The sequence below is a fragment of the Streptomyces tritici genome (assembly GCF_048500665.1).
GTDB classification, from domain to species: domain Bacteria; phylum Actinomycetota; class Actinomycetes; order Streptomycetales; family Streptomycetaceae; genus Streptomyces; species Streptomyces tritici.
The window spans coordinates 6640685-6659981 of sequence record NZ_CP183183.1; the positions used below are offsets into that span (position 1 = coordinate 6640685).

The following is a 19297-nucleotide window of genomic DNA, read 5'->3' on the forward strand; positions in this document are numbered from 1 at the left end:
CATCCTACGGTCGAAGCCATCGCAGTCACTCCACGGGAAAGCAGCACAACCATGTCGAAGATCCTTTTCGTGATGACCGGCGCCGACCACTGGACCCTGGCCGACGGCACCAAGCACCCCACCGGCTTCTGGGCCGAGGAGGCGGCCACTCCCTACCAGGCGTTCAAGGCCGCCGGCCACGAGGTCGTCGTCGCCACGCCCGGCGGCGTCGTCCCGCCCGTGGACCGCGGCAGCCTCGCCCCCGAGGCCAACGGCGGCCAGGAGGCGGCCGACCGCGTCGCCGCGATCCTCGACTCCTTCAGCGAACTGCGCGAGCCGCTCGCGCTCGACGACGTCCGGCTCGACGACTACGACGCCGTCTTCGTCCCCGGCGGCCACGGGCCCATGGAGGACCTCGCCGTCGACCCGGTCTCCGGCCGGCTGCTGACCGAGGCCCTCGACGCCGGCACGCTGCTCGCCGTGGTCTGCCACGGCCCGGCCGCACTGCTCGCCGCCAGGCGGGCGGACGGCTCCAACGCCTTCGCCGGCTACCGCGTCACCGCGTTCAGCAACACAGAGGAGACCCTCGGCGGTCTCGCCGACCGGGCCAAGTGGCTCCTGGAGACCCGGCTCGTCGAGGCCGGCCTCCAGGTGGGCGTGGGCGAGCCGTGGGCGTCGAACGTCGTCGTCGACCGCAACGTCGTCACCGGCCAGAACCCGGGCTCCTCGCACGCCCTCGCCGAGGAAGTCCTGAAGAAGCTCGCCTGACCGTCGGCCCCCGGCACCGCCCGCTCAGCCCCCGGGCGGTCCCGCGGCAGCCCCGCTCACCCCCCCGGCCGGTCCCGAGGAAGCCCGCCTAACCCCCCGGGCGGTGCCGGGGCCCGTACGTGAGGGCCAGGGACACCACCGCGGACGTCAGGCCGAGGACCGCCCCGGCCGCCACGTCGCCGGGGTAGTGCACGCCCGTGTGGACGCGCGAGTAGCCGACGGCCGACGCGAGGATGCCGAGCGGGACCGCCGCCGGCGGCAGGACCACGCCCACGGCGGTGGCGAAGGCGGTAGCCGACGCCGTGTGCCCGGACGGGAACGACGCCGACGCCGGCATCGGCACGTGCCGGTCCACGACCACCCGGGCGGCCTCCCTGTCCGGCCGGCGCCGGCGGACCATCCGCTTGCCGAACAGGTTCGCCGCCGCCGAGGCCACCGCGATCGCGCCGACCCCGGCCACCGCCGCCTGCCGCGGCCGGCCCGGCCTCAGGGCCAGCAGCCCCGCGACTGTCAGCGAGATCTTCGAGTGGTCGGCGGTCCGCGAGAGCAGCCGCAGCGCCCGGTCCAGCGTGGGCGTCGGCGTCGCGGCCACGGCCGCGTACAGGGCGCCGTCGATCGCGTCCAGGTCACCCAGGACGGCGGTCACGGCCCGCCACGCGGCCGCCAGGCGCGGCGGCGCACCGGGCGAGGGATCCACGCCGTACGCGGAGGAGTCCAGCGGTTCCGGTCGGGGCTCAGGCATGGCTCGCTCCCTCGGTCGTCCTCGCGCCGCGGCCGACGGCGAGCCGGAAGAGCAGCCGCCAGTCCACCGGCGGTGCGGGAAGCACCACCCCCGGTCGGTCGTGCGGCACCACCACCCGCAGCGCCTGCGGCCGCAGCCGGCACACCACCGGCGTGGGCAGCCGCAGCGCCTCGCCGTCCACGGCCACCGGGATCTCGGCGTCCTCCGAGGTGACCTCGACCCGGTGCGCGGTCATCACCGTCAGCGTGGGCGACTGCGAGCCCCGTACGGCCAGGTCCGCGGCCTGCGCCGCGCCCTCCACCCGGATCCCGAGCACCCCCAGCTCGCCGCCGTCCAGCCGCGGCCGTCTGCCGCCGCCGCCCCAGGCGTCGGGGGTGATGTACGGGTTGTTGCTGACCAGCAGCGCCTGCCGGCCGGACAGCTCCGTGGCGTCGGCCCGCGCGTCGAGCCGCCGCACGCCCTCGCCGGTCAGCAGGTCCGGCATGTGTCTCAGCGCCGTGCCCGCCTTGTCGTCCCGGTACTCGGGCCGCTGCACCACGTCCGCGTACACCCCGAACGACACGGTGTTGACGAACGCCCGGCCCGAGACGTCGCCGAGGTCGATGCGCAGCTCCTCGCCGCCGGCCAGCGCGTCCAGGCAGCGCGACGGGTCGTTCCGGTCCAGGCCGAGGTCCAGGGCGAAATGGTTGCGGGTGCCGGCGGAGATCACGAGGAACGGCAGGTCGTGCTCGGCGGCCACCGCCGCAACCAGCGCCTGGGTGCCGTCGCCGCCGGCGACGCCGAGCAGGTCCGCGCCCTGGGCCACCGCCTGCCGCGCCAGCGCGGCGACGTCCTGCGGGTCCGACGGGTCGAGCAGGATCACCCGCGCCCCGAGGCGCTCCGCCTTCTCCACGAGTCCGAAGCGCTCGACCTTCCCGCCGCCGGACTTGGGGTTCATGATCAGGACCGGCCGCCGCGGCGCCGGTACGGCCTTGCCGTGCCGGGTCTTCTTCGGCCGGGTGCCGCGCAGCGCCGCGCGGGCGCAGACCAGGGCCAGGCCCCAGAACGCGCAGGCGACCAGCGCGAGCTGCCACAGCCCGTCCAGGGTGAACAGCAGCAGCACGGCCACCGGCGCGGCGACCGCGAGCAGGACCCCGCCCAGCCGCACCAGGCCCCGGTGGGCCACGAACCACCACATGCCGGCCGCGCACAGGCCGAGCCCCAGCAGCCCGCCGCCCACGACGAGCAGCCCGCCGTCACCCAGTCCGAGCAACAGCACCACCACGGCGGCCGCCGCCGCGAGCAGCGCACAGCGCGCCAGCCACCGCGCCGCCACCCGAGGGGGCGTGCCGCCCGTATCCGCACTCACGCTTCCGCTCACGTCGACCTCCCCGAATCCATGTTCCCGTCCCGACGCCCGACCGAACCAGCCTGCGCGCTCGCGGGTGCGCACGGCGTCCCGGCCGGGCCGTACGGGTGAGCCCAAGGCCCGATCGGCGCGGGCGACCTAGAGTGGAACCAGCGAGGCACCCATGGCAGAGCACCGAACAGGCCCCGACGACCCCCGACCGCCCGGCGACGCCGCCGGGCCGTACGCGCGTGACGCGGGGCCCGCCGGGCCGGACGCCCGCGACCGTGACCCGGGACCCGCCGCACCGGCGCCGGCGCACGAGTCCGGACGGGACGGACTGCGGCAGCTGCTCGCCGGACTGACCGCCGTACGCGACGGGGACCTGTCCGTCAGGCTCACCGAACCGGCCGGCTCCTCCGACCCCCTGCTCGGCGAGATCGTCGCCGTCTACAACGAGACCGTCGACCGGCTCTCGCTGCTCACCTCCGAGGTCACCCGCGTCGCCGGCGAGGTCGGCGGCCAGGGCCTGCTCGGCGGCCGCGTCCGCGAACCGCGGGCCCAGGGCGCCTGGCAGGAACTCACCTCCGGCGTCAACGCCATGGCGGACAACCTCACGTCCCAGGTCCGGTCCATCGCCCAGGTCGCCACCGCGGTCGCCCGCGGCGACCTCACGCAGAAGATCCGGGTCGACGCCCGCGGCGAGATCCTGGAGCTGAAGGAGACCATCAACACGATGGTCGACCGGCTCTCCTCGTTCGCCGAGGAGGTCACCCGGGTGGCCCGCGAGGTCGGCACCGACGGCAACCTCGGCGGCCAGGCGACCGTCCACGGCGTCTCCGGCACGTGGAAGGACCTCACCGACAACGTCAACTCGATGGCGGACAACCTCACCAACCAGGTCCGCAACATCGCCCAGGTCACCACCGCCGTCGCCCAGGGCGACCTGACCAGCCGCATCGACGTCTCCGCGCGCGGCGAGATCCTCCAGCTGAAGACCACCATCAACACGATGGTCGACCAGCTGTCCTCGTTCGCCGCCGAGGTCACCCGCGTGGCGCGCGAGGTCGGCACCGAGGGCAGACTCGGCGGCCAGGCCGAGGTCGAAGGCGTCTCCGGCACCTGGAAGCGGCTCACCCAGAACGTCAACGAACTGGCCGGCAACCTGACCCGGCAGGTCCGTGCCATCGCCGAGGTCACCAGCGCCGTCGCGGAGGGCGACCTCACCCGGTCCATCACCGTCGACGCCCCCGGCGAGGTCGGCGACCTGCGCGACAACATCAACGCCATGGTCGAGTCGCTGCGCGCCACCACCCGCGCCAACCAGGAGCAGGACTGGCTCCAGTCGAACCTCGCCCGCATCACGGCCCTGCTGCAGGGCACCCGCAGCCTGCCCGAGATCGCCGAACTGATCATGGCGGAGGTGCCGCCGCTGGTCTCCGCCCCGTACGGCGCGTTCTTCCTCGCCGAGGAGGGCGAGAACGGGCCCGACCTGGTCATGACCGCCGCCTACGGCTCGCCCCAGCCGCCCGGCGGGGAGCCGCGCCGCTTCGCCCTCGGCCAGTCCCTCGTCGGCCAGGCCGCTCACGACCGCCGCACCCTCGTCGTCGAGGGGCTGCCCGCCGGGTACGCGACCGTCGCCTCCGGCATCGGCCAACGCGAGCCCAGCACCCTGATCGTGCTGCCCCTGGTGGTCGAGGACCAGGTCCTCGGCGCGGTCGAACTCGCCTCGCTGCAGCCGTTCACGGCCCTGCACCGGGACTTCCTCGACCGGTTCGTCGACAGCGCCGGCGCCGTCCTCAGCTCCCTCGTCGCCAATCTGCGCACCGACGAACTCCTCGGCCAGTCCCGCCGCCTCGCCGACGAACTGCGCTCGCGCTCGCAGGAGTTGCAGGCCCGGCAGCAGGAACTCCAGCGCTCCAACGCGGAGCTGAAGGAGAAGGCCGCGCTGCTCGCCCAGCGCAACAAGGACATCGAGTCGAAGAACCGGGTCATCGAACAGGCCCGCCAGGAACTGGAGGCGCGCGCCCAGGAGTTGTCGCGTACCTCCATGTACAAGTCCGAGTTCCTCGCCAACATGAGCCACGAGCTGCGGACCCCGCTCAACAGCCTGCTCATCCTCGCCCGGCTGCTCGCGCAGAACCCCGAGGGCAACCTGTCGGAGAAGCAGGTCGACTACGCGGAGGTCATCCACTCCGCCGGCTCCGACCTGCTCCAGCTGATCAACGACATCCTCGACCTGTCGAAGGTCGAGGCCGGGAAGATGGACATCCGGCACGAGCCGTTCTCGCTGCGCCGACTGCTGGAGTACCTGGAGTCCACCTTCGGCCCGGTCGCCGACGAACGCGCCCTGGAGTTCACCCTCAGCGTCGCCCCCGACCTGCCGGAGGAGCTGACCACCGACGAGGCGCGCGTCCGGCAGATCCTGCGCAACCTGCTGTCCAACGCGCTGAAGTTCACCGACGAGGGCCGGGTCACGCTCACCGTCGAGCACGCCGTCCCCGACGAACTCCCGGTCGCGCTGCGCGGCGACCGGCCCGTCCTCGCCTTCCGGGTCGTGGACACCGGGATCGGCATCCCCGCCGAGCGCCTGGAGCACATCTTCGAGGCCTTCCAGCAGGGCGACGGCACCACCGCCCGCCGCTACGGCGGCACCGGCCTCGGCCTGTCCATCAGCCGCGAGGTCGCGGGACTCCTCGGCGGCACCATCCGCGCCGAGAGCACCCCCGGCCACGGCAGCCGGTTCACCTTCTACCTCCCCGGCTCCGCCACCGGCCGGGAGCACCCCCAGACCCCCGGCGGCACCGCGACCGAGGCCGACGGCGGCGCCGAGGGCGAGGACTCGGGGCAGGCCCCCGTGAGCACCGCCGCGGACGGCCCGCCCGTCGGCGACGCGGAGCAGGACCGGCCGACGGTCTTGCTCGTCGACGACGACCCGCGCAACGTGTACGCCCTCACCGAGGTCCTGGAGGGCAACGGGCTGCGGGTCCTCACCGCCGGCGGCGGTCAGGCCGGACTCGACCTGCTCGACGCGCACCCGGAGATCCGGCTCGTGCTCATGGACGTGATGATGTCCGGCATGGACGGGTACACCGCCATCCGGGCGATCCGGCGGCACTCCGGCCGCGCCGCCCTGCCGGTCATCGCCGTCACCGCCAAGGTGATGCCGGGCGACCGGGCCCAGGCGCTGGACGCCGGGGCGGACGACTACCTGCCCAAACCGGTGGACGGGGCCGAGCTGATGAGCAGGATCCGGCGCTGGATCCCGGAGTGACGCCCCGTCAGCTGAGTGACGAACCGTCAGGAAGCGTCGCCCGCCTCCTCCTGAGCTGAGGTCTCCCACCCGCCCCCGACCCGCAGCGCGACGATGCTCGTGTCGTCGTCGGTGTCGCCCGTCGCCGCTCCGAGCAGCCCGTCGAGCAGCCGGTCCAGCGGCAGGTCCGCCAGCCGCTCCGCCTCCTCGGCCAGTTCGTACAGGCCCGAGCCCAGGCCGTCGTGCCGGCGCTCGACCAGCCCGTCCGTGTACAGCAGCAGCGTGTCACCGGGCCGCAGCACCGTCCGCTGCTCCTGGTACGTGACCTCGGGCACCGCGCCGAGCAGGACGTCCTGCGGCGGGTCGAGCAGCTCTGCCCGGCCCTCGCGGAGCAGCAGCAGCGGGAGGTGGCCGGCGCTCGACCACTGCAGCGTCCGCCCCTCCGGCTCGTACAGGGCGCACACCGCCGTCGCGGTGGTGCCGCCGCCGGTCCGCAGCGTCACCTCGTTGAGCCAGCTCAGCAGCCGGCGTGGGGAACTGCCCGTGAAGGCGAGCGCCCGCTCGGCGTTGCGCAGCGCCACCATGCCGGTGACCGATTCGATGCCGTGGCCCGCGATGTCGCCCACCGCGACCAGGATCCGGCCGCTCGGCAGCGGCAGCACGTCGTACCAGTCGCCGCCCACCTGGTACTCCTCACCGGCCGGCCGGTAGCGCGCGGCGACCTCCAGCTCGCCCGGCAGCTCCTGGACGTTCGGCACCTCCGGCACGATCGCCTGCTGCAGCTGGAGCGCCAACTGCCGCCGCACCTCCGCCTGGTTGCGGACCAGGGTGAGATGGTCGAACGTCGCCGTGAGCGCGGCCTCCGTGCGCAGCGTGTCCGACACGTCCTGGTAGACGCCGGCGAAGCCGGTTACGTCCGAACCGTCGAGCAGCGGCTGCGCCGCCACCCGGACGTGCCGTACCGCGCCGCCCGGCATCAGCAGCCGGAGCACCGCGTGCGCGCCGGTCTTGCGCTCGGTCAGCGTCCGCAGCAGCTCGGACAGCGCCTCCCCGTCGCCGTCGTGCAGCCGGGAGCGCAGCCCCAGGAGCGGGATCGGCGACTGGTCCCGGCCCAGGCCGAACAGGCCGTACGCCTGATCGGACCAGACCGTGCCGCCGCCGGTCAGACTGTCCTGGAAGGTCGCCACGCCCTGGAGTTGTGCGACGGCGCGCTCCGTCGCGAGCCGGGGGTCGCCGCGGGTGTGCCACAGCACCACCGACCGGTCCTCGCCGCCCGGCAGCACCCGTACGTCCAGCAGCGGGGCGGGTTCGTCCGGGCGGGCGACGGCGGGGAGCCGCGCGGCCCGCTGGACCCGTCCGCTCGCCGCGGCCCGGCGGGCGAGCCGGGCGAGGTCCTTGTGGACCAGCGGCAGCGCGAGCGCCAGGGAGCGGATCTCGGGGACCTCGGGCCCGTCGAGCGCGGAGACCGCTGCCTCGTTGAGGTGCTCCACGACCGGGGCGTCGGACCGGCCGGGGGTGCGCAGCAGCATCGCCGGGTGGACGAGCGCGTCGAGGAGATCCGTGAGCAGCGGAAGGTCCGTGCCGGGCGACGGCTCGCCGCCGAGCACGGTCGCGGCGACCTCCAGGAGGCCGTCGACGGCCCGCCGTACGCGCGGCTCCAGGGTCGTGGGGCCGGGCCAGCCGACGAGGGCGAGGCCGAGCGTCGCGCCGCGGCGGCGGAGCGGGACCAGCGCGCGGGCCGCGTCCGGGGCGGCGCCGGGCAGCACCTCGCTGCCGGTCGGGCCTTCGTCCCGCCAGGCGGGCATGCCCTCGGCGAGCACGGTGCGGAAGGGCTCGCCGACGGACGGCGGGAGCCACTGCCAGGCCGTCGCCTCGGTGGCCCCGACGCCCGCGTGACCGGCGAGCCGCAGCCCCCCGACCGGGGTGCAGTGCCACAGCCACAGACTGGTCGCGCCGAGCGGGGCGAGCCCGCCCTCCAGCAGGGCGCGCGCCGCCTCGCCGACGTCGCCGGCGGTCTCCGCGGCGGCCGCCGCGCGGCGCTCCCGGCGCGCCTCCACGACGCGCTCGCCGTCGCCGGGGGCGGCGGGCCGTTGCGCCCCGCCGTCCGGCGGCGCGGCGACCACGGGGCTGCCGTTCCCGGACGCCGCGTTGACCACGTCGGCGGCCACGTCCGCGACCGGGAGCCCGGTCGCCTCCGCGAGGCTCTCCAGGTGCTCGGCCGCGTCCCGCAGGGACAGACGGAGCTGGACGGACAGGATGCCGGTGGCCAGATCGAGCAGATGGCGGTGCGCGGCACGGGCCCGCAGCCGCCGGTTCTCGGCGAGCAGGTCGGGGTACCCGGACGGCGACCGGGGCGCGTACGCCCCGGAAGAGCTGGTCAAGCCGGTCTCCGTTCCTCGCCGGAGGACTTCGTCCCGTCGTGACTCCCCGCACGGCCTGCGGACATCCCGGACGTGCTCCTCGTCGCCACCGATTCTACGCGTGCGGAAGGCTTCGTTCCGGGTCTGAGCGCCCCCGGAACGGGTACCAGCAGGGGGCGGGAGCGCGTCCCGCGGTGCGGTGGCGGTCGCCGTCCACGGCTTCCGCCGGACCGGGAGGAGGTGTCGGGATGGATTCCGGAAGGGACGACGCCCGGCTCTCGGAGCGGGAGCGGCGCATCCTCGACGAGATCGAGCACGCCCTGCGCGACGACGAGCCCTTGGAACGAAGCCTGCGGAGCATGCGCGGCCACTGGCGTGTGCCCGGCGTGCGCCTCCCCTCGGCCGTCGTCGCCCTGCTGTGCGCCGCCACGGTCCTCCTGCTCGTGCTCGCGGTCGCCACGGAGGCGCCCGCGTTGCTGTGGGCGTTCGCCGCCGTGTGGGTGCTCACCGCGGTGTCCCTGCTCCGGGCCGCCCTGGGCTGGGCGGGCCGCCGACTCGGGCGGCACTCCGACTGAGGGGGTGCGACGCGGCGCTCGGGCGCAGGGGACAATGCCGATCATGGTGCTGTCCTTCCAACCCGTGCTCGAACTGATCGCCGAGGAGATCCGCGGCCTCGGCGACCGCGGCCGCCCGGCCGACTACATCCCGGCGCTCGCCGCCGGCGACCCGCACCGCTTCGGCATGGCCGTGGCGGAACTCGACGGCACGGTGTACGGGGTGGGGGACTGGCAGCAGCCGTTCTCCGCCCAGTCGGTCACGAAGGTCTACACGCTCGCCCTGGCCCTCGCCCACGAGGGGGAACTGCTGTGGGAGCACGTCGGCCGCGAGCCCTCCGGCAACCCGTTCAACTCCCTCGTCCAGCTGGAGTACGAGAACGGCATCCCGCGCAACCCCTTCATCAACGCGGGCGCGCTGGTCGTCACCGACCGGCTGCACCGGCTCACCGGCGACGCCTCCGGCGCGCTGCGGGACTTCCTCCGGGCCGAGAGCGGCAACGCCGACCTCGACTTCGACCGGGACGTCGCGGCCTCCGAGACCGCCCACGGCGACCGCAACGCGGCGCTGGCCCACTTCATGGCCTCGTACGGCAACATCAGCACGCCCGTGCCGACGCTGCTGCGCGAGTACTTCCGGCAGTGCTCGGTGGAGACCTCCTGCGCGGATCTGGCCGTCGCCACCGGCTTCCTGGCCCGGCACGGCATCCGCGCCGACGGCTCCCGGCTGCTGACGCGCAGCCAGGCCAAGCAGGTCAACGCGGTGATGCTCACCTGCGGCACCTACGACGCGGCCGGCGACTTCGCCTACCGTGTGGGGCTGCCGGGCAAGAGCGGGGTGGGCGGGGCGATCATCGCCGTCGTCCCCGGCCGCTGCACCCTGTGCGTGTGGAGCCCGGGCCTGGACGCGCGGGGGAACTCGGTGGCCGGAGTGACGGCCCTCGACCGCTTCACCACCCTCACCGGCCTCTCCGTCTTCTGACGCCCGCTTCGGTCCGCTTCCGACGCCCGCAGTCGCGTCAGCGGCGGAAGACGGCCGCCAGACGGTCCGCCAGCGTGCCCACGCCCAGCGCCGTGAACCGCGCGCCGAGGTGGCCGTCGGGCCGTACCAGGAAGGCCGTGGGCACCCGCACCGCGTACCGCTGCGCGAACTCGCCGCGCGCGTCGCGGTACACCGGCAGCCCCGTGCCGCCGATGGGCGCCCCGCCGTGCGCGAGCACCGCGCAGGACTCCACCCGGCCGCGCGACAACAGCCCGGCCGCGTACGCGAGTCGGTGCAGCTCGGCGGCCGACCTCCCGTCGCCGTACAGCAGCAGCACGTGCCCGCGGCCGCGCAGCAGGTCGTACAGCCGCAGGGGATAGGCGGCGAGGTCGCCGGCCAGCCCGCCGCAGTCCGGGGCGCGGTCGCCCGGCTCGGGGCCGCCGCCGGCGGAGGCGTCCGCGGGGCCGACGACCGGGCTGCCGCGGTACGTCACCAGCAGCTGCGCCTCGCGCAGCAGCAGCGTCTCCGGGTCGGTGCGGTCGGCCTGCACGCCCTCGGCGGCGTGCCGCACGGTCCGTCCGACGACCTCGGCGCCGACCGGCCGGCGCTCGGCGTCGTAGCTCGCGAGCAGCCCGGCCCGCGCCCCGCCCTCCACCGCGAGCGCCAGCTTCCAGGCCAGGTTCCAGGCGTCCTGGATCCCGGTGTTCATCCCCTGCGCGCCGGTCGGCGGATGGATGTGCGCGGCGTCGCCGGCCACGAACACCCGCCCCTCGCCGTACCGGTCCACCAGCCGGTGGCTGATCCGGAACACCGACGACCAGCGCAGGTACGAGGCGGTGGCCGGCTGCGGTGAGAGCCGGTCCAGGACCGCCTGGATGTCCCCGAGCGCCGGGGCCCGTCCGCCCTCCGGGCCGTGCGCCACGCCGTCGGCCGGGTCGGCCGGGGCCAGTTCCGGGGGAACCGTCGCCGACACGCGGTACCGGCCGTGCCCCGGCAGCGGCACGGCCACCAGCACGTCGTCGATCGCGCCGTCCGCGCCGCGGTGCATCGCGCGCAGCGCGTACCCGGCCGGCAGGTCCCAGTCGACCCGCACGTCGCCGAGCAGGTACGACTCGGGGAACGCGCCGCCCTCGAAGGCCAGGCCGAGCCCCTTGCGCACGGTGCTGTGCGCCCCGTCGCAGCCGACCAGATACCGGCACCGCACCTCCTCCTCCGTCGCGCCCCCGCCGGCGCGGGCCCAGGCCAGCCGGGCGGTGACGCCCTCCTCGTCCTGCTCGAAGGCGACCAGCTCCGCCCCGCGCTCGACCCGGGTGCCGAAGCCGCCGAGGTGCTCCTCCAGGACGCGTTCGGTCTCGTACTGCGGCAGCGCGGCGAAGCCGTACGGCAGCTCCGGCGGAAGGGCGAGCCGGATCCGGGCCTGCTCGACGCCGTCGACGTACGCCAGCTGGCCGCGCAGCGGTTCGGCGGCGTCCAGGACGGGCCGCACGCAGCCCATGAGGTCCCAGATCTCCAGGGTGCGCGGCTGGATCCCGACGGCCTTGGCGAACGGCAGCCGGGCTTTGAGCCGGTCGACGATCCGTACGTCCACACCGCGGCGGCGCAGCGCGGCCGCGGCGGTGAGCCCGACGGGCCCGGCGCCGACGACGAGGACGGACACGTGCCTCATAGGCCCCTCCAGAGGTCGGCCCCTCTCCTCATGGTCGGCCGACGGCCACGGACCTGCATGTCAGGGAGAGCGCCGGGCCCCGTCCGATCCCGGGGACCGGGACGGCCCCGGAGGGGGCAGCGGCTAGTCTGTGGCCGGATCCCAGGAGGTGCGCATGGCGCGGATGCCGTCGGCCGAACGACGCCGGCAGTTGGTCGAGGCGGCGATCAGGGCGATGACGCGGGACGGCGTCGCCCGGACGACGACGCGGTCGATCTGCGCCGAGGCCGGGGTGTCGCTGAGCGTGTTCCACTACTGCTTCGACTCCAAGCAGGCGCTCCTCGAAGCCGCGATCGAGACCATCACCGGCAATTACGTCGCCCGGGTCATGCGGGCCGTCGAGCCCCGGGGGACCCTGCGTGAGACGGTGCGCGGCGCCCTGCAGACGTACTGGGACCACCTGGTCGCCCACCCCGGCGAGCACATGCTCACCTACGACCTCACCCAGTACGCGCTGCGCGAGCCGGGCTTCGAGCCGCTCGCCCGCGCCCAGTACCGCCAGTACGTGGCCTCGGCGACCGCGCTCGTCGAGCAGGTGAGCGCGGTGCGCGGGATCGAACCGCGGGTCCCCGTCGCGCTGATCGCCCAGTCCCTGGCCGCGACGATCGACGGGCTGACCCTCCAGTACCTCGTGCTCCGGGACGAGCAGGCCGCCGCGGCCCAGCTCGACATCACCGCCGACCAGCTGGTCTCCCTGATCGAGCACTGACACCCGCGACCCCTGGCGACACGGGCGCGGCGGGGCTCCGCAGATCGTCAACAGGTCGCTTGTCCCGGACTATTGACTCACTGTCTGATTCCCGCGATCCTCTGGGCGCTGAGCCGGTTCCCCCACCGACCGAAGGCGCGTGCCCATGACTCGATCCGCCCCACGCAACCGCCGCGGGAGGTTCGCCCTCCTGACCCTCTTCCTCGCCCTGGCCGCGGTGCTCCTCGGCTCCGCGCCCGTGCCCGCCGCGGCCGACGGCACCTGGTGGGAGCCCACCGCCCGCCCCGCGCCCGACTCTCAGACCAACGTCACCGGCGCGCCGTTCACCGGCAAGGACGCCGGGGGCAAGGTCCGCGGCTTCGTCGACGCGCACAACCACCTGATGTCCAACGAGGGCTTCGGCGGCCGCATGATCTGCGGCCAGACCTTCTCCGAACAGGGCATCGCCGAGGCCCTCAAGGACTGTCCCGAGCACTACCCCGACGGCCGCGGCGCGATCTTCGAGCACCTGACCGGCGGCGACGACGGCACGCACGACCCCGTCGGCTGGCCCACCTTCAAGGACTGGCCCGCCCACGACTCCCTGAGCCACCAGCAGAACTACTACGCCTGGGTGGAGCGCGCCTGGCGCGGCGGCCAGCGCGTCCTCGTCAACGACCTCGTCACCAACGGCCTGATCTGCTCGCTCCTGCCCCGGGACCGCAGCTGCGACGAGATGACCTCCATCCGGCTCCAGGCCCGCAAGACCTACGAACTGCAGGACTACGTCGACAAGATGTACGGCGGCCCCGGAAAGGGCTGGTTCCGCATCGTCACCAGCGCGAACCAGGCCCGCTCGGTCATCGAGCAGGGCAAGCTCGCCGTCGTGCTCGGCGTGGAGACCTCGGAGCCGTTCGGCTGCAAGATGATCCTCGACGTCGCGCAGTGCGACCAGGCGGACATCGACCGCGGCCTCGACGAGCTGTACGGCCTGGGCGTCCGCAGCATGTTCCTGTGCCACAAGTTCGACAACGCGCTCTGCGGCGTCCGCTTCGACAGCGGCACCACCGGAGTCGCCGTGAACATCGGCCAGTTCCTGTCCACCGGCACCTTCTGGGCCACGGAGAAGTGCGCCGGCCCGCAGCACGACAACCCGATCGGTCTCGCGGCCGCTCCGCCGGCCATGGCGGAGAAGCTGCCGGCCGGGGTGAGCGTGCCCTCGTACGCCTCCGACGCCCGGTGCAACAAGCGGGGCCTCACCCGGCTCGGCGAGTACGCCCTGCGCGGGATGATGGAGCGCGGCATGATGCTGGAGCTCGACCACATGAGCGTCAAGGCCGCCGGCCGCGCCCTCGACATCCTGGAGTCCCAGGAGTACCCGGGCGTCATCTCCAGCCACAGCTGGATGGACCTCGACTGGAGCGAGCGCGTCTACCGGCTCGGCGGCTTCATCGCCCCGTACATGCACGGCGCGCAGGGTTTCATCGGTGAGGCGCAGCAGAAGGCCGCGCTGCGCGAGAAGTACAAGGTCGGCCTCGGCTACGGAACCGACATGAACGGCGTCGGAGGCTGGCCCGGACCGGTCGGCGCGGACGCGCCGAACGCGGTGAAATACCCGTTCCGCAGCTTCGACGGCGGCGCGGTGCTCGACCGTCAGGTCACCGGCCAGCGCACCTGGGACCTCAACACCGACGGCGCGGCGCACAACGGCCTCGTCCCGGACTGGGTCGAGCAGATCCGGCTCACGCCCGGCGGCCCCGCGGTCGTGGAGGAACTGGCGAAGGGCGCCGAGTCGTACCTGACCACGATGAAGAAGACCGAGGACCACGAACTCGGCGTCAACCTCGCGGCGCACGCGCCGGCTTCGGCCAGCACCACCGAGTGGTGGAACCCCTTCGTGAGCTACTCCGCGGGCCGGGCCGCCGACGGCGACACCGGCACGCGCTGGGCGAGCGAGTGGTCCGACGACCAGTGGCTGCGGCTCGACCTGGGCGCCGTGCACCGGGTGGGCAGGGTCACCCTGGACTGGGAGCGGGCGCACGCCCGCGCGTACCGCATCGAACTCTCCGAGAACGGCACGGACTGGCGGACCGTCTGGTCCACGGAGGCGGGCGACGGCGGCTACGACACCGCCACGTTCGACTCCCAGCCGGCCCGGTACGTCCGCGTGCACGGGGAGCGCCGGGCGACCGAGTGGGGCTACTCGCTCCACGAGGTGACGGTCCACCGCTCCTGATCCACCGTCACTTCGACCCGCACCACAGCGCCCGCCGGTTCGACCAACCGGCGGGCGCTGTGGCGTCGACCGTTCTCCGGCCCAACTCGTGGGCGCAGAAGGGTTGTCAGTGCAATTTCACATTACTATGTTACAGCTCACGCAGCGCGCTGCGCTTCTTCGCTCCACGCACCATGTCCCCCACTTCTCCGCAGACCAGGAGTCCTTGGTGTCCCAGCACAGAGTCGTGCGTTCCTCCTTGCTCGCCACCGCCGTCGCGGTGACCCTCGTCGCCTCCGCGGGGCAGGCCGTCACCCAGGCCGCCGAGCCGCCCGCCGCCAAGACCGGACGGGCCGCCCTCGCGCCCGCCGCCCCCGCGCCCAACCCGTTCGACGAGGTGGAGCGGTACGCCACCGCCCGCTCGGCGAAGCCCGCCCCGGCCCCCGCGCCCGGCGGCAAGCACGCCCAGGCGCGCGTCCCCGGGCCCGCCACCTCCGCAACGGCCGCCCGCGGCGCCGCCGGGCGCACCGCCGCCGGCGTCCCCTGCACCCTCGACGGCATCACCGGCCTCGACCCGGAGCGCTTCGCCGACTTCCTCGCCGACCCGGCCGTCCTCGCCGACGGCTGTCTGCGCGGCCTCATCTGGACCTGGGACGCCCGCCTGACCCCGGTCATGTCCGACGGGCACGTCCAGGCCGTCTCCCGCCGCATATCCGCGCTCGCCGCGAGCCACGACGGACGCAACTCCTCGCACCTGGTGGAGATGTTCACGTATCTGCACGCCGCGGCCTACCACGACTTCTCGCGCAGCGAGATCGACCTGACCGACGCCCCCACCGTCGACGCCATGCGCCGCGCCGTCGCCGACTTCGGCACCGCCGCCCGCACCTTCGACGCGACGCCGAGCAACGCCGTCACCCTCCGCGAGGCCCTGTACGCGGCGAGCGCCCCCGGCCTGCGCCACCACCAACTCGGTCTGATCACCAAGGTGCTGGCCACCATGGACGCCGCACACCAAGCCACCCACAAGGACCCGGCCTGGGCGGGCGCCGCGCTGGCCGCGCTGTCCGTCAACTACCTCGGCGTCTACCCCGGCAACGAGGACCGCGCCTTCCACGCCGCCGTCGCCGCCGACCCCGCGTACCGCGCCGCCTTCCGCGCCTTCTCCGGCCACACCCACCTCAAGGGCACGGTCAACGCCTGGGTGGTCCGCGACGCCCTCGCCGAGTACGGCCGCTTCGCGCAGATCGACGGCCTCGAAGACCGGATCGTGCCCGACCTCGGCACCCTGCTCGCGCCCGTGGAGTCCGCCTTCGGCCTGGGCAGCGAGCCGTGGGCGAGCCTGGTCGGCTGGCTCAACTTCTACGAGGCGTGCACCCCGTACGGCGTCTGCAAGGCCGACATCGAGAAGCGGATCTTCCCGTACACGTACACCTACGACAACGGCGCGATCAAGGTCCGCACCGGCCTCGACCGGGCCACCGTCGACCAGCTCTACTACGCCTCCAAGCAGGTCAAGGCGCAGTACCACCGCGTGCTCGGCACCGAGCGGCCGCTCGCCGGCGACCCCAACACCACCCTGAACATCGTGCTCTACGGCTCCCGCGCCGACTACGTCACGTACCACCCGATCCTGACCGGGTACGGCACGAACAACGGCGGCATCTACATCGAGCGCGGCGCCACCTTCTACACGTACCAGCGCCGGGTCCCGCAGGACTCCTCGCTCACCCTCGAAGAGCTGTTCCGGCACGAGTACGTGCACTACCTGAACGGCCGCTTCGCCGTCCCCGGTTTCTTCGGCGAGGGCCCCTGGTACGAGGGCGACCGCACCACCGCGATGGACGAGGGCACCGCCGAGTTCTTCGACGGCGCGACCCGCGACGACGGCATCGCCGTCCGCAAGTCGCTGGTGCGCAGCATCATCCAGGACACCGCCGGCGGCGGCCCCCGGATGAGCGTGGAGCAGCTGCTCAACGCCACCTACGACGGCGACGGGTTCCGCTTCTACGCCTACGCGGGCACGTTCTTCGAGTTCCTGTGGACCGAACGGCCCTCGCTGCTCCGCGAGATGTACACGCATCTGCGGGCAAACGACGTGGCGAAGTACGACGCCTGGCGGCACCGCCTCGGCGCGGACACCTACCTCCAGCGGGACTACGACCGCTTCCTGGACGCGCAGATCGCCAAGGTCGACGACCTGTTCGTGCCGAACACGACCTACACGCCCAACGCGCAGCTCCGCGACGCCTCGCTCGCCGCGGTCCGGTCCTCCTTCACGGCCGCCACCGCGAACACGCCCGAGTGCGCGGAGAACGGCGACCCGGGCATGCGGCGCTTCGTCTGCACGGGACGCATCACCGCGAACCTGAGCAATTGGCGCAGTGAGGACACGGTCTTCAAGGACATGTCCGAGACGGTCGACTACTTCCTCCTCGACCGGGCCGGCGCCGCCTCGAACAACCTGGCCGACATGAACTGTTCCTTCGGCCCGGTCGAGATCTGGTCGACGCGGAAGGCGGGCACCTCGGACTACACCTGCGAGGGTCCGCTGCGCAGCTGACGTGCCCTGGCCGGACGTCTCGCCGCACGGGCCGGGCCGTCGCTGCGGAACGTGACATTGTACGCTGTGCCTCCGCGAGTTCTCGGAGGCACAGCGTGGGTGACCTGAAACAGCACGGTCTCGTCAAGGCGCAGGAGCGGCTGCGCGACCAGGTCGGTCATGCGCTCCGGGCGGCCCTGATCGCCGGTGAGCTGAAGCCCGGCGGGGTGTACTCCGCCCCCGGCCTCGCGGCCGAGCTCGGCGTGTCGGCCACCCCCGTGCGCGAGGCGATGCTCGACCTCGCGCGCGAGGGGCTGGTGGAGCCGGTGCGCAACAAGGGCTTCCGGGTCACCGAGGTCAGCGAGAAGGAACTCGACCAGTGCACCGAGCTGCGCATGCTGATCGAGGTCCCGACGGTCGTCCGGATCACCGAACTGGCCACCACCGACCAGCTCGAGGGGCTGCGCCCGCTCGCCGAGGAGATCGTCGCCAAGGCCCGGGCCCACGACCTCATCGGCTACCTGGAGGCGGACCGCCGCTTCCACCTCACCCTGCTCGGCCTCGCCGGCAACGACCGGCTCGTGGAGACGGTCGGCGACCTGCGCAAGCGCTCCCGGCTCTACGGACTGACCGGCCTCGACGAGGCCGGCAAGCTGGTCTCCTCGGCCGAGGAGCACGTGGAACTGCTCGACCTGATGCTCGCCCGGGACGTCGCGGGCGTGGAGTCCTGCATGCTGCGCCACCTGGGCCACGTCCGCTCCCTGTGGGCGGAGGCCCGGGACGAACCCGTGGAGCGCCCGGCCGGCCGGCTGGGCGCCCTGCGGAGGGGCTGACCGTCGACCGCGCCCCGGCCTTCCAGGAGGGAGGCCGGGGCGCAGTCATGTCCTCAACGAGTTCCTGGCGCACGGCCCTTGGCACCGCCTGTGCAATGTGAAATATTACTGACGTGCTCACGAGAAACCTCTCGGACGTCATCGTGGTCGGCGCCGGCGTGGTCGGCGCGGCCTGCGCCGCGTACGCCGCGCGCGCCGGACTGCGCGTCACCGTGATCGACCGCGGCGGGGTCGCCGGCGGCACCACCGGAGCGGGCGAGGGCAACCTCCTCGTCTCCGACAAGGCGCCCGGCCCCGAACTCGAACTCGCCCTGCTCTCCACCCGGTTGTGGTCGGAACTGGCCTCCGGGCTGCCCGCCGCCGTCGAGTACGAGGCCAAGGGCGGACTCGTCGTCGCGCAGGACGACGCAGGAGCCGACGCGTTGGCCGCGTTCGCCGCGGGCCAGCGGAAGGCCGGCGTCGAGGCCGAGGAGATCCCCGCGGACCGGCTCCACGACCTGGAGCCGCACCTCGCGCCGGGCCTCGCCGGCGGCGTCCACTACCCGGGCGACGCCCAGGTCATGCCCGCCCTGGCCGCCGCGCACCTGCTGCGCGAGGCCGGCGACGCGGTCACCCTGCGCCTGGGCGAGGAGGTCACCGCCGTCCTGCGCGGCCCGGCCGGGGAGGTCCGCGGCGTGCGGACCCCGCGGGGCGAGATCCACGCCCCGTACGTGGTGAACGCCGCCGGAGTGCACGGCGGGGAACTGGCCCGGCTCGCCGGCGTCCACCTGCCCGTCATGCCCCGCCGCGGCTTCGTCCTGGTCACCGAACCGCTGCCGCGCGTCGTCCGCCGCAAGGTGTACGCCGCCGACTACGTCGCGGACGTGGCGAGCGGCTCCGCGGCGCTGCAGACCTCGGCCGTGGTCGAGGGCACCCCGGCCGGGCCGGTCCTGATCGGCGCCAGCCGGGAGCGGGTGGGCTTCGACCGCACGCTCTCCGTGCCGGCGCTGCGGCGGCTCGCCGCGGGGGCGCTCGCGCTGTTCCCGGTGCTGGCCGGGGTGCGGGCGATGCGCACGTACGCGGGCTTCCGCCCGTACCTGCCCGACCACCTGCCCGCGATCGGCCCGGACCCGAGGGCGCCGGGGCTGGTGCACGCCTGCGGCCACGAAGGCGCGGGCGTCGGACTCGCGCCCGCCACGGGACTGGTCGTGGCGCACTGCCTGACGGGCGGGGAACCGCCGCTGGACCTCGGCCCGTTCCGCCCCGAGCGGTTCCCGGCGGAGGCGATGTCGGCCTGACGGCGGCTCGGGGACGGGGCGTCCGCCGGCGGCGTCCGCGCCGACACGGCCGGCCCGCAGTGTTGTCCTAGC

Annotated in this window: 13 protein-coding genes; 9 read left to right on the plus strand and 4 right to left on the minus strand. The window is 74.0% G+C overall.

Going from position 1 to position 19297, the window contains the following annotated elements; all coding sequences use genetic code 11:
- The first annotated feature begins 51 nt into the window (after window positions 1-51).
- Complete coding sequence (locus tag ACNJ93_RS30530; protein WP_418960690.1) at window positions 52-747, plus strand: type 1 glutamine amidotransferase domain-containing protein; 696 nt, start codon at window positions 52-54, stop codon at window positions 745-747.
- An 88-nt stretch (window positions 748-835) separates the two neighbouring features.
- Here ACNJ93_RS30530 and ACNJ93_RS30535 read toward each other — a convergent pair whose 3' ends face one another.
- Window positions 836-1489, minus strand: coding sequence for a phosphatase PAP2 family protein (locus ACNJ93_RS30535; RefSeq protein WP_418960691.1), 654 nt, complete (start codon window positions 1487-1489; stop codon window positions 836-838).
- On the minus strand, window positions 1482-2849 hold the full coding sequence (locus ACNJ93_RS30540) for a diacylglycerol/lipid kinase family protein (RefSeq protein ID WP_418960692.1): 1368 nt from the start codon (window positions 2847-2849) through the stop codon (window positions 1482-1484). Before ACNJ93_RS30540 ends, ACNJ93_RS30535 begins: the two co-directional genes overlap by 8 nt.
- Window positions 2850-3000: 151 nt before the next feature.
- Here ACNJ93_RS30540 and ACNJ93_RS30545 point away from each other — a divergent pair, with 151 nt between their 5' ends.
- A complete protein-coding gene (locus tag ACNJ93_RS30545; RefSeq protein ID WP_418960693.1) occupies window positions 3001-6090 on the plus strand; it encodes a HAMP domain-containing protein in 3090 nt (1029 codons plus the stop codon).
- Window positions 6091-6116: 26 nt separating this feature from the next.
- Here the strand turns inward: ACNJ93_RS30545 and ACNJ93_RS30550 are convergent, their stop codons facing one another.
- A complete protein-coding gene (locus tag ACNJ93_RS30550) occupies window positions 6117-8450 on the minus strand; it encodes a SpoIIE family protein phosphatase (RefSeq protein ID WP_418960694.1) in 2334 nt (777 codons plus the stop codon).
- Between the two features lie 227 nt (window positions 8451-8677).
- On the opposite strand from ACNJ93_RS30550, the gene ACNJ93_RS30555 reads away from it, so the two are divergent.
- Window positions 8678-9004, plus strand: coding sequence for a DUF3040 domain-containing protein (locus ACNJ93_RS30555; protein ID WP_418960695.1), 327 nt, complete (start codon window positions 8678-8680; stop codon window positions 9002-9004).
- Window positions 9005-9038: 34 nt separating this feature from the next.
- Entirely contained in the window at window positions 9039-9965 is a 927-nt protein-coding gene (locus ACNJ93_RS30560) for a glutaminase (protein WP_418960696.1), read from the plus strand.
- Window positions 9966-10002: 37 nt separating this feature from the next.
- Here ACNJ93_RS30560 and ACNJ93_RS30565 read toward each other — a convergent pair whose 3' ends face one another.
- Entirely contained in the window at window positions 10003-11631 is a 1629-nt protein-coding gene (locus ACNJ93_RS30565) for an FAD-dependent monooxygenase (protein ID WP_418960697.1), read from the minus strand.
- Between the two features lie 154 nt (window positions 11632-11785).
- Between ACNJ93_RS30565 and ACNJ93_RS30570 the strand changes: the two genes are divergently transcribed.
- The 5 genes from ACNJ93_RS30570 (at window position 11786) to ACNJ93_RS30590 (ending at window position 19225) form a co-directional block, all read left to right on the plus strand.
- Window positions 11786-12379 carry a TetR/AcrR family transcriptional regulator gene (locus tag ACNJ93_RS30570; RefSeq protein ID WP_418960698.1) on the plus strand — a complete coding sequence of 198 codons (594 nt, stop codon included), beginning with the start codon at window positions 11786-11788 and terminating at the stop codon, window positions 12377-12379.
- 145 nt (window positions 12380-12524) lie between these two features.
- A complete protein-coding gene (locus tag ACNJ93_RS30575) occupies window positions 12525-14594 on the plus strand; it encodes a discoidin domain-containing protein (RefSeq protein WP_418960699.1) in 2070 nt (689 codons plus the stop codon).
- A gap of 208 nt (window positions 14595-14802) precedes the next feature.
- Window positions 14803-17136 carry a collagenase gene (locus ACNJ93_RS30580; RefSeq protein ID WP_418960700.1) on the plus strand — a complete coding sequence of 778 codons (2334 nt, stop codon included), beginning with the start codon at window positions 14803-14805 and terminating at the stop codon, window positions 17134-17136.
- Between the two features lie 95 nt (window positions 17137-17231).
- Window positions 17232-17948: a GntR family transcriptional regulator gene (locus ACNJ93_RS30585; RefSeq protein ID WP_418960701.1), complete on the plus strand. Its 717-nt coding sequence runs from the start codon at window positions 17232-17234 to the stop codon at window positions 17946-17948.
- 113 nt (window positions 17949-18061) lie between these two features.
- Window positions 18062-19225 carry an NAD(P)/FAD-dependent oxidoreductase gene (locus ACNJ93_RS30590; RefSeq protein WP_418960702.1) on the plus strand — a complete coding sequence of 388 codons (1164 nt, stop codon included), beginning with the start codon at window positions 18062-18064 and terminating at the stop codon, window positions 19223-19225.
- Window positions 19226-19297: the final 72 nt, after the last annotated feature.

What these genes read in the sequence shown, in the direction of transcription:
- ACNJ93_RS30535 (WP_418960691.1), bottom strand. Translation starts at nt 1,489, where the DNA reads ATGCCTGAGCCCCGACCGGAACCGCTGGACTCCTCCGCGTACGGCGTG.
- ACNJ93_RS30570 (WP_418960698.1), top strand. Translation starts at nt 11,786, where the DNA reads ATGGCGCGGATGCCGTCGGCCGAACGACGCCGGCAGTTGGTCGAGGCG.
- ACNJ93_RS30565 (WP_418960697.1), bottom strand. Translation starts at nt 11,631, where the DNA reads ATGAGGCACGTGTCCGTCCTCGTCGTCGGCGCCGGGCCCGTCGGGCTC.
- ACNJ93_RS30575 (WP_418960699.1), top strand. Translation starts at nt 12,525, where the DNA reads ATGACTCGATCCGCCCCACGCAACCGCCGCGGGAGGTTCGCCCTCCTG.
- ACNJ93_RS30530 (WP_418960690.1), top strand. Translation starts at nt 52, where the DNA reads ATGTCGAAGATCCTTTTCGTGATGACCGGCGCCGACCACTGGACCCTG.
- ACNJ93_RS30545 (WP_418960693.1), top strand. Translation starts at nt 3,001, where the DNA reads ATGGCAGAGCACCGAACAGGCCCCGACGACCCCCGACCGCCCGGCGAC.
- ACNJ93_RS30555 (WP_418960695.1), top strand. Translation starts at nt 8,678, where the DNA reads ATGGATTCCGGAAGGGACGACGCCCGGCTCTCGGAGCGGGAGCGGCGC.
- ACNJ93_RS30560 (WP_418960696.1), top strand. Translation starts at nt 9,039, where the DNA reads ATGCCGATCATGGTGCTGTCCTTCCAACCCGTGCTCGAACTGATCGCC.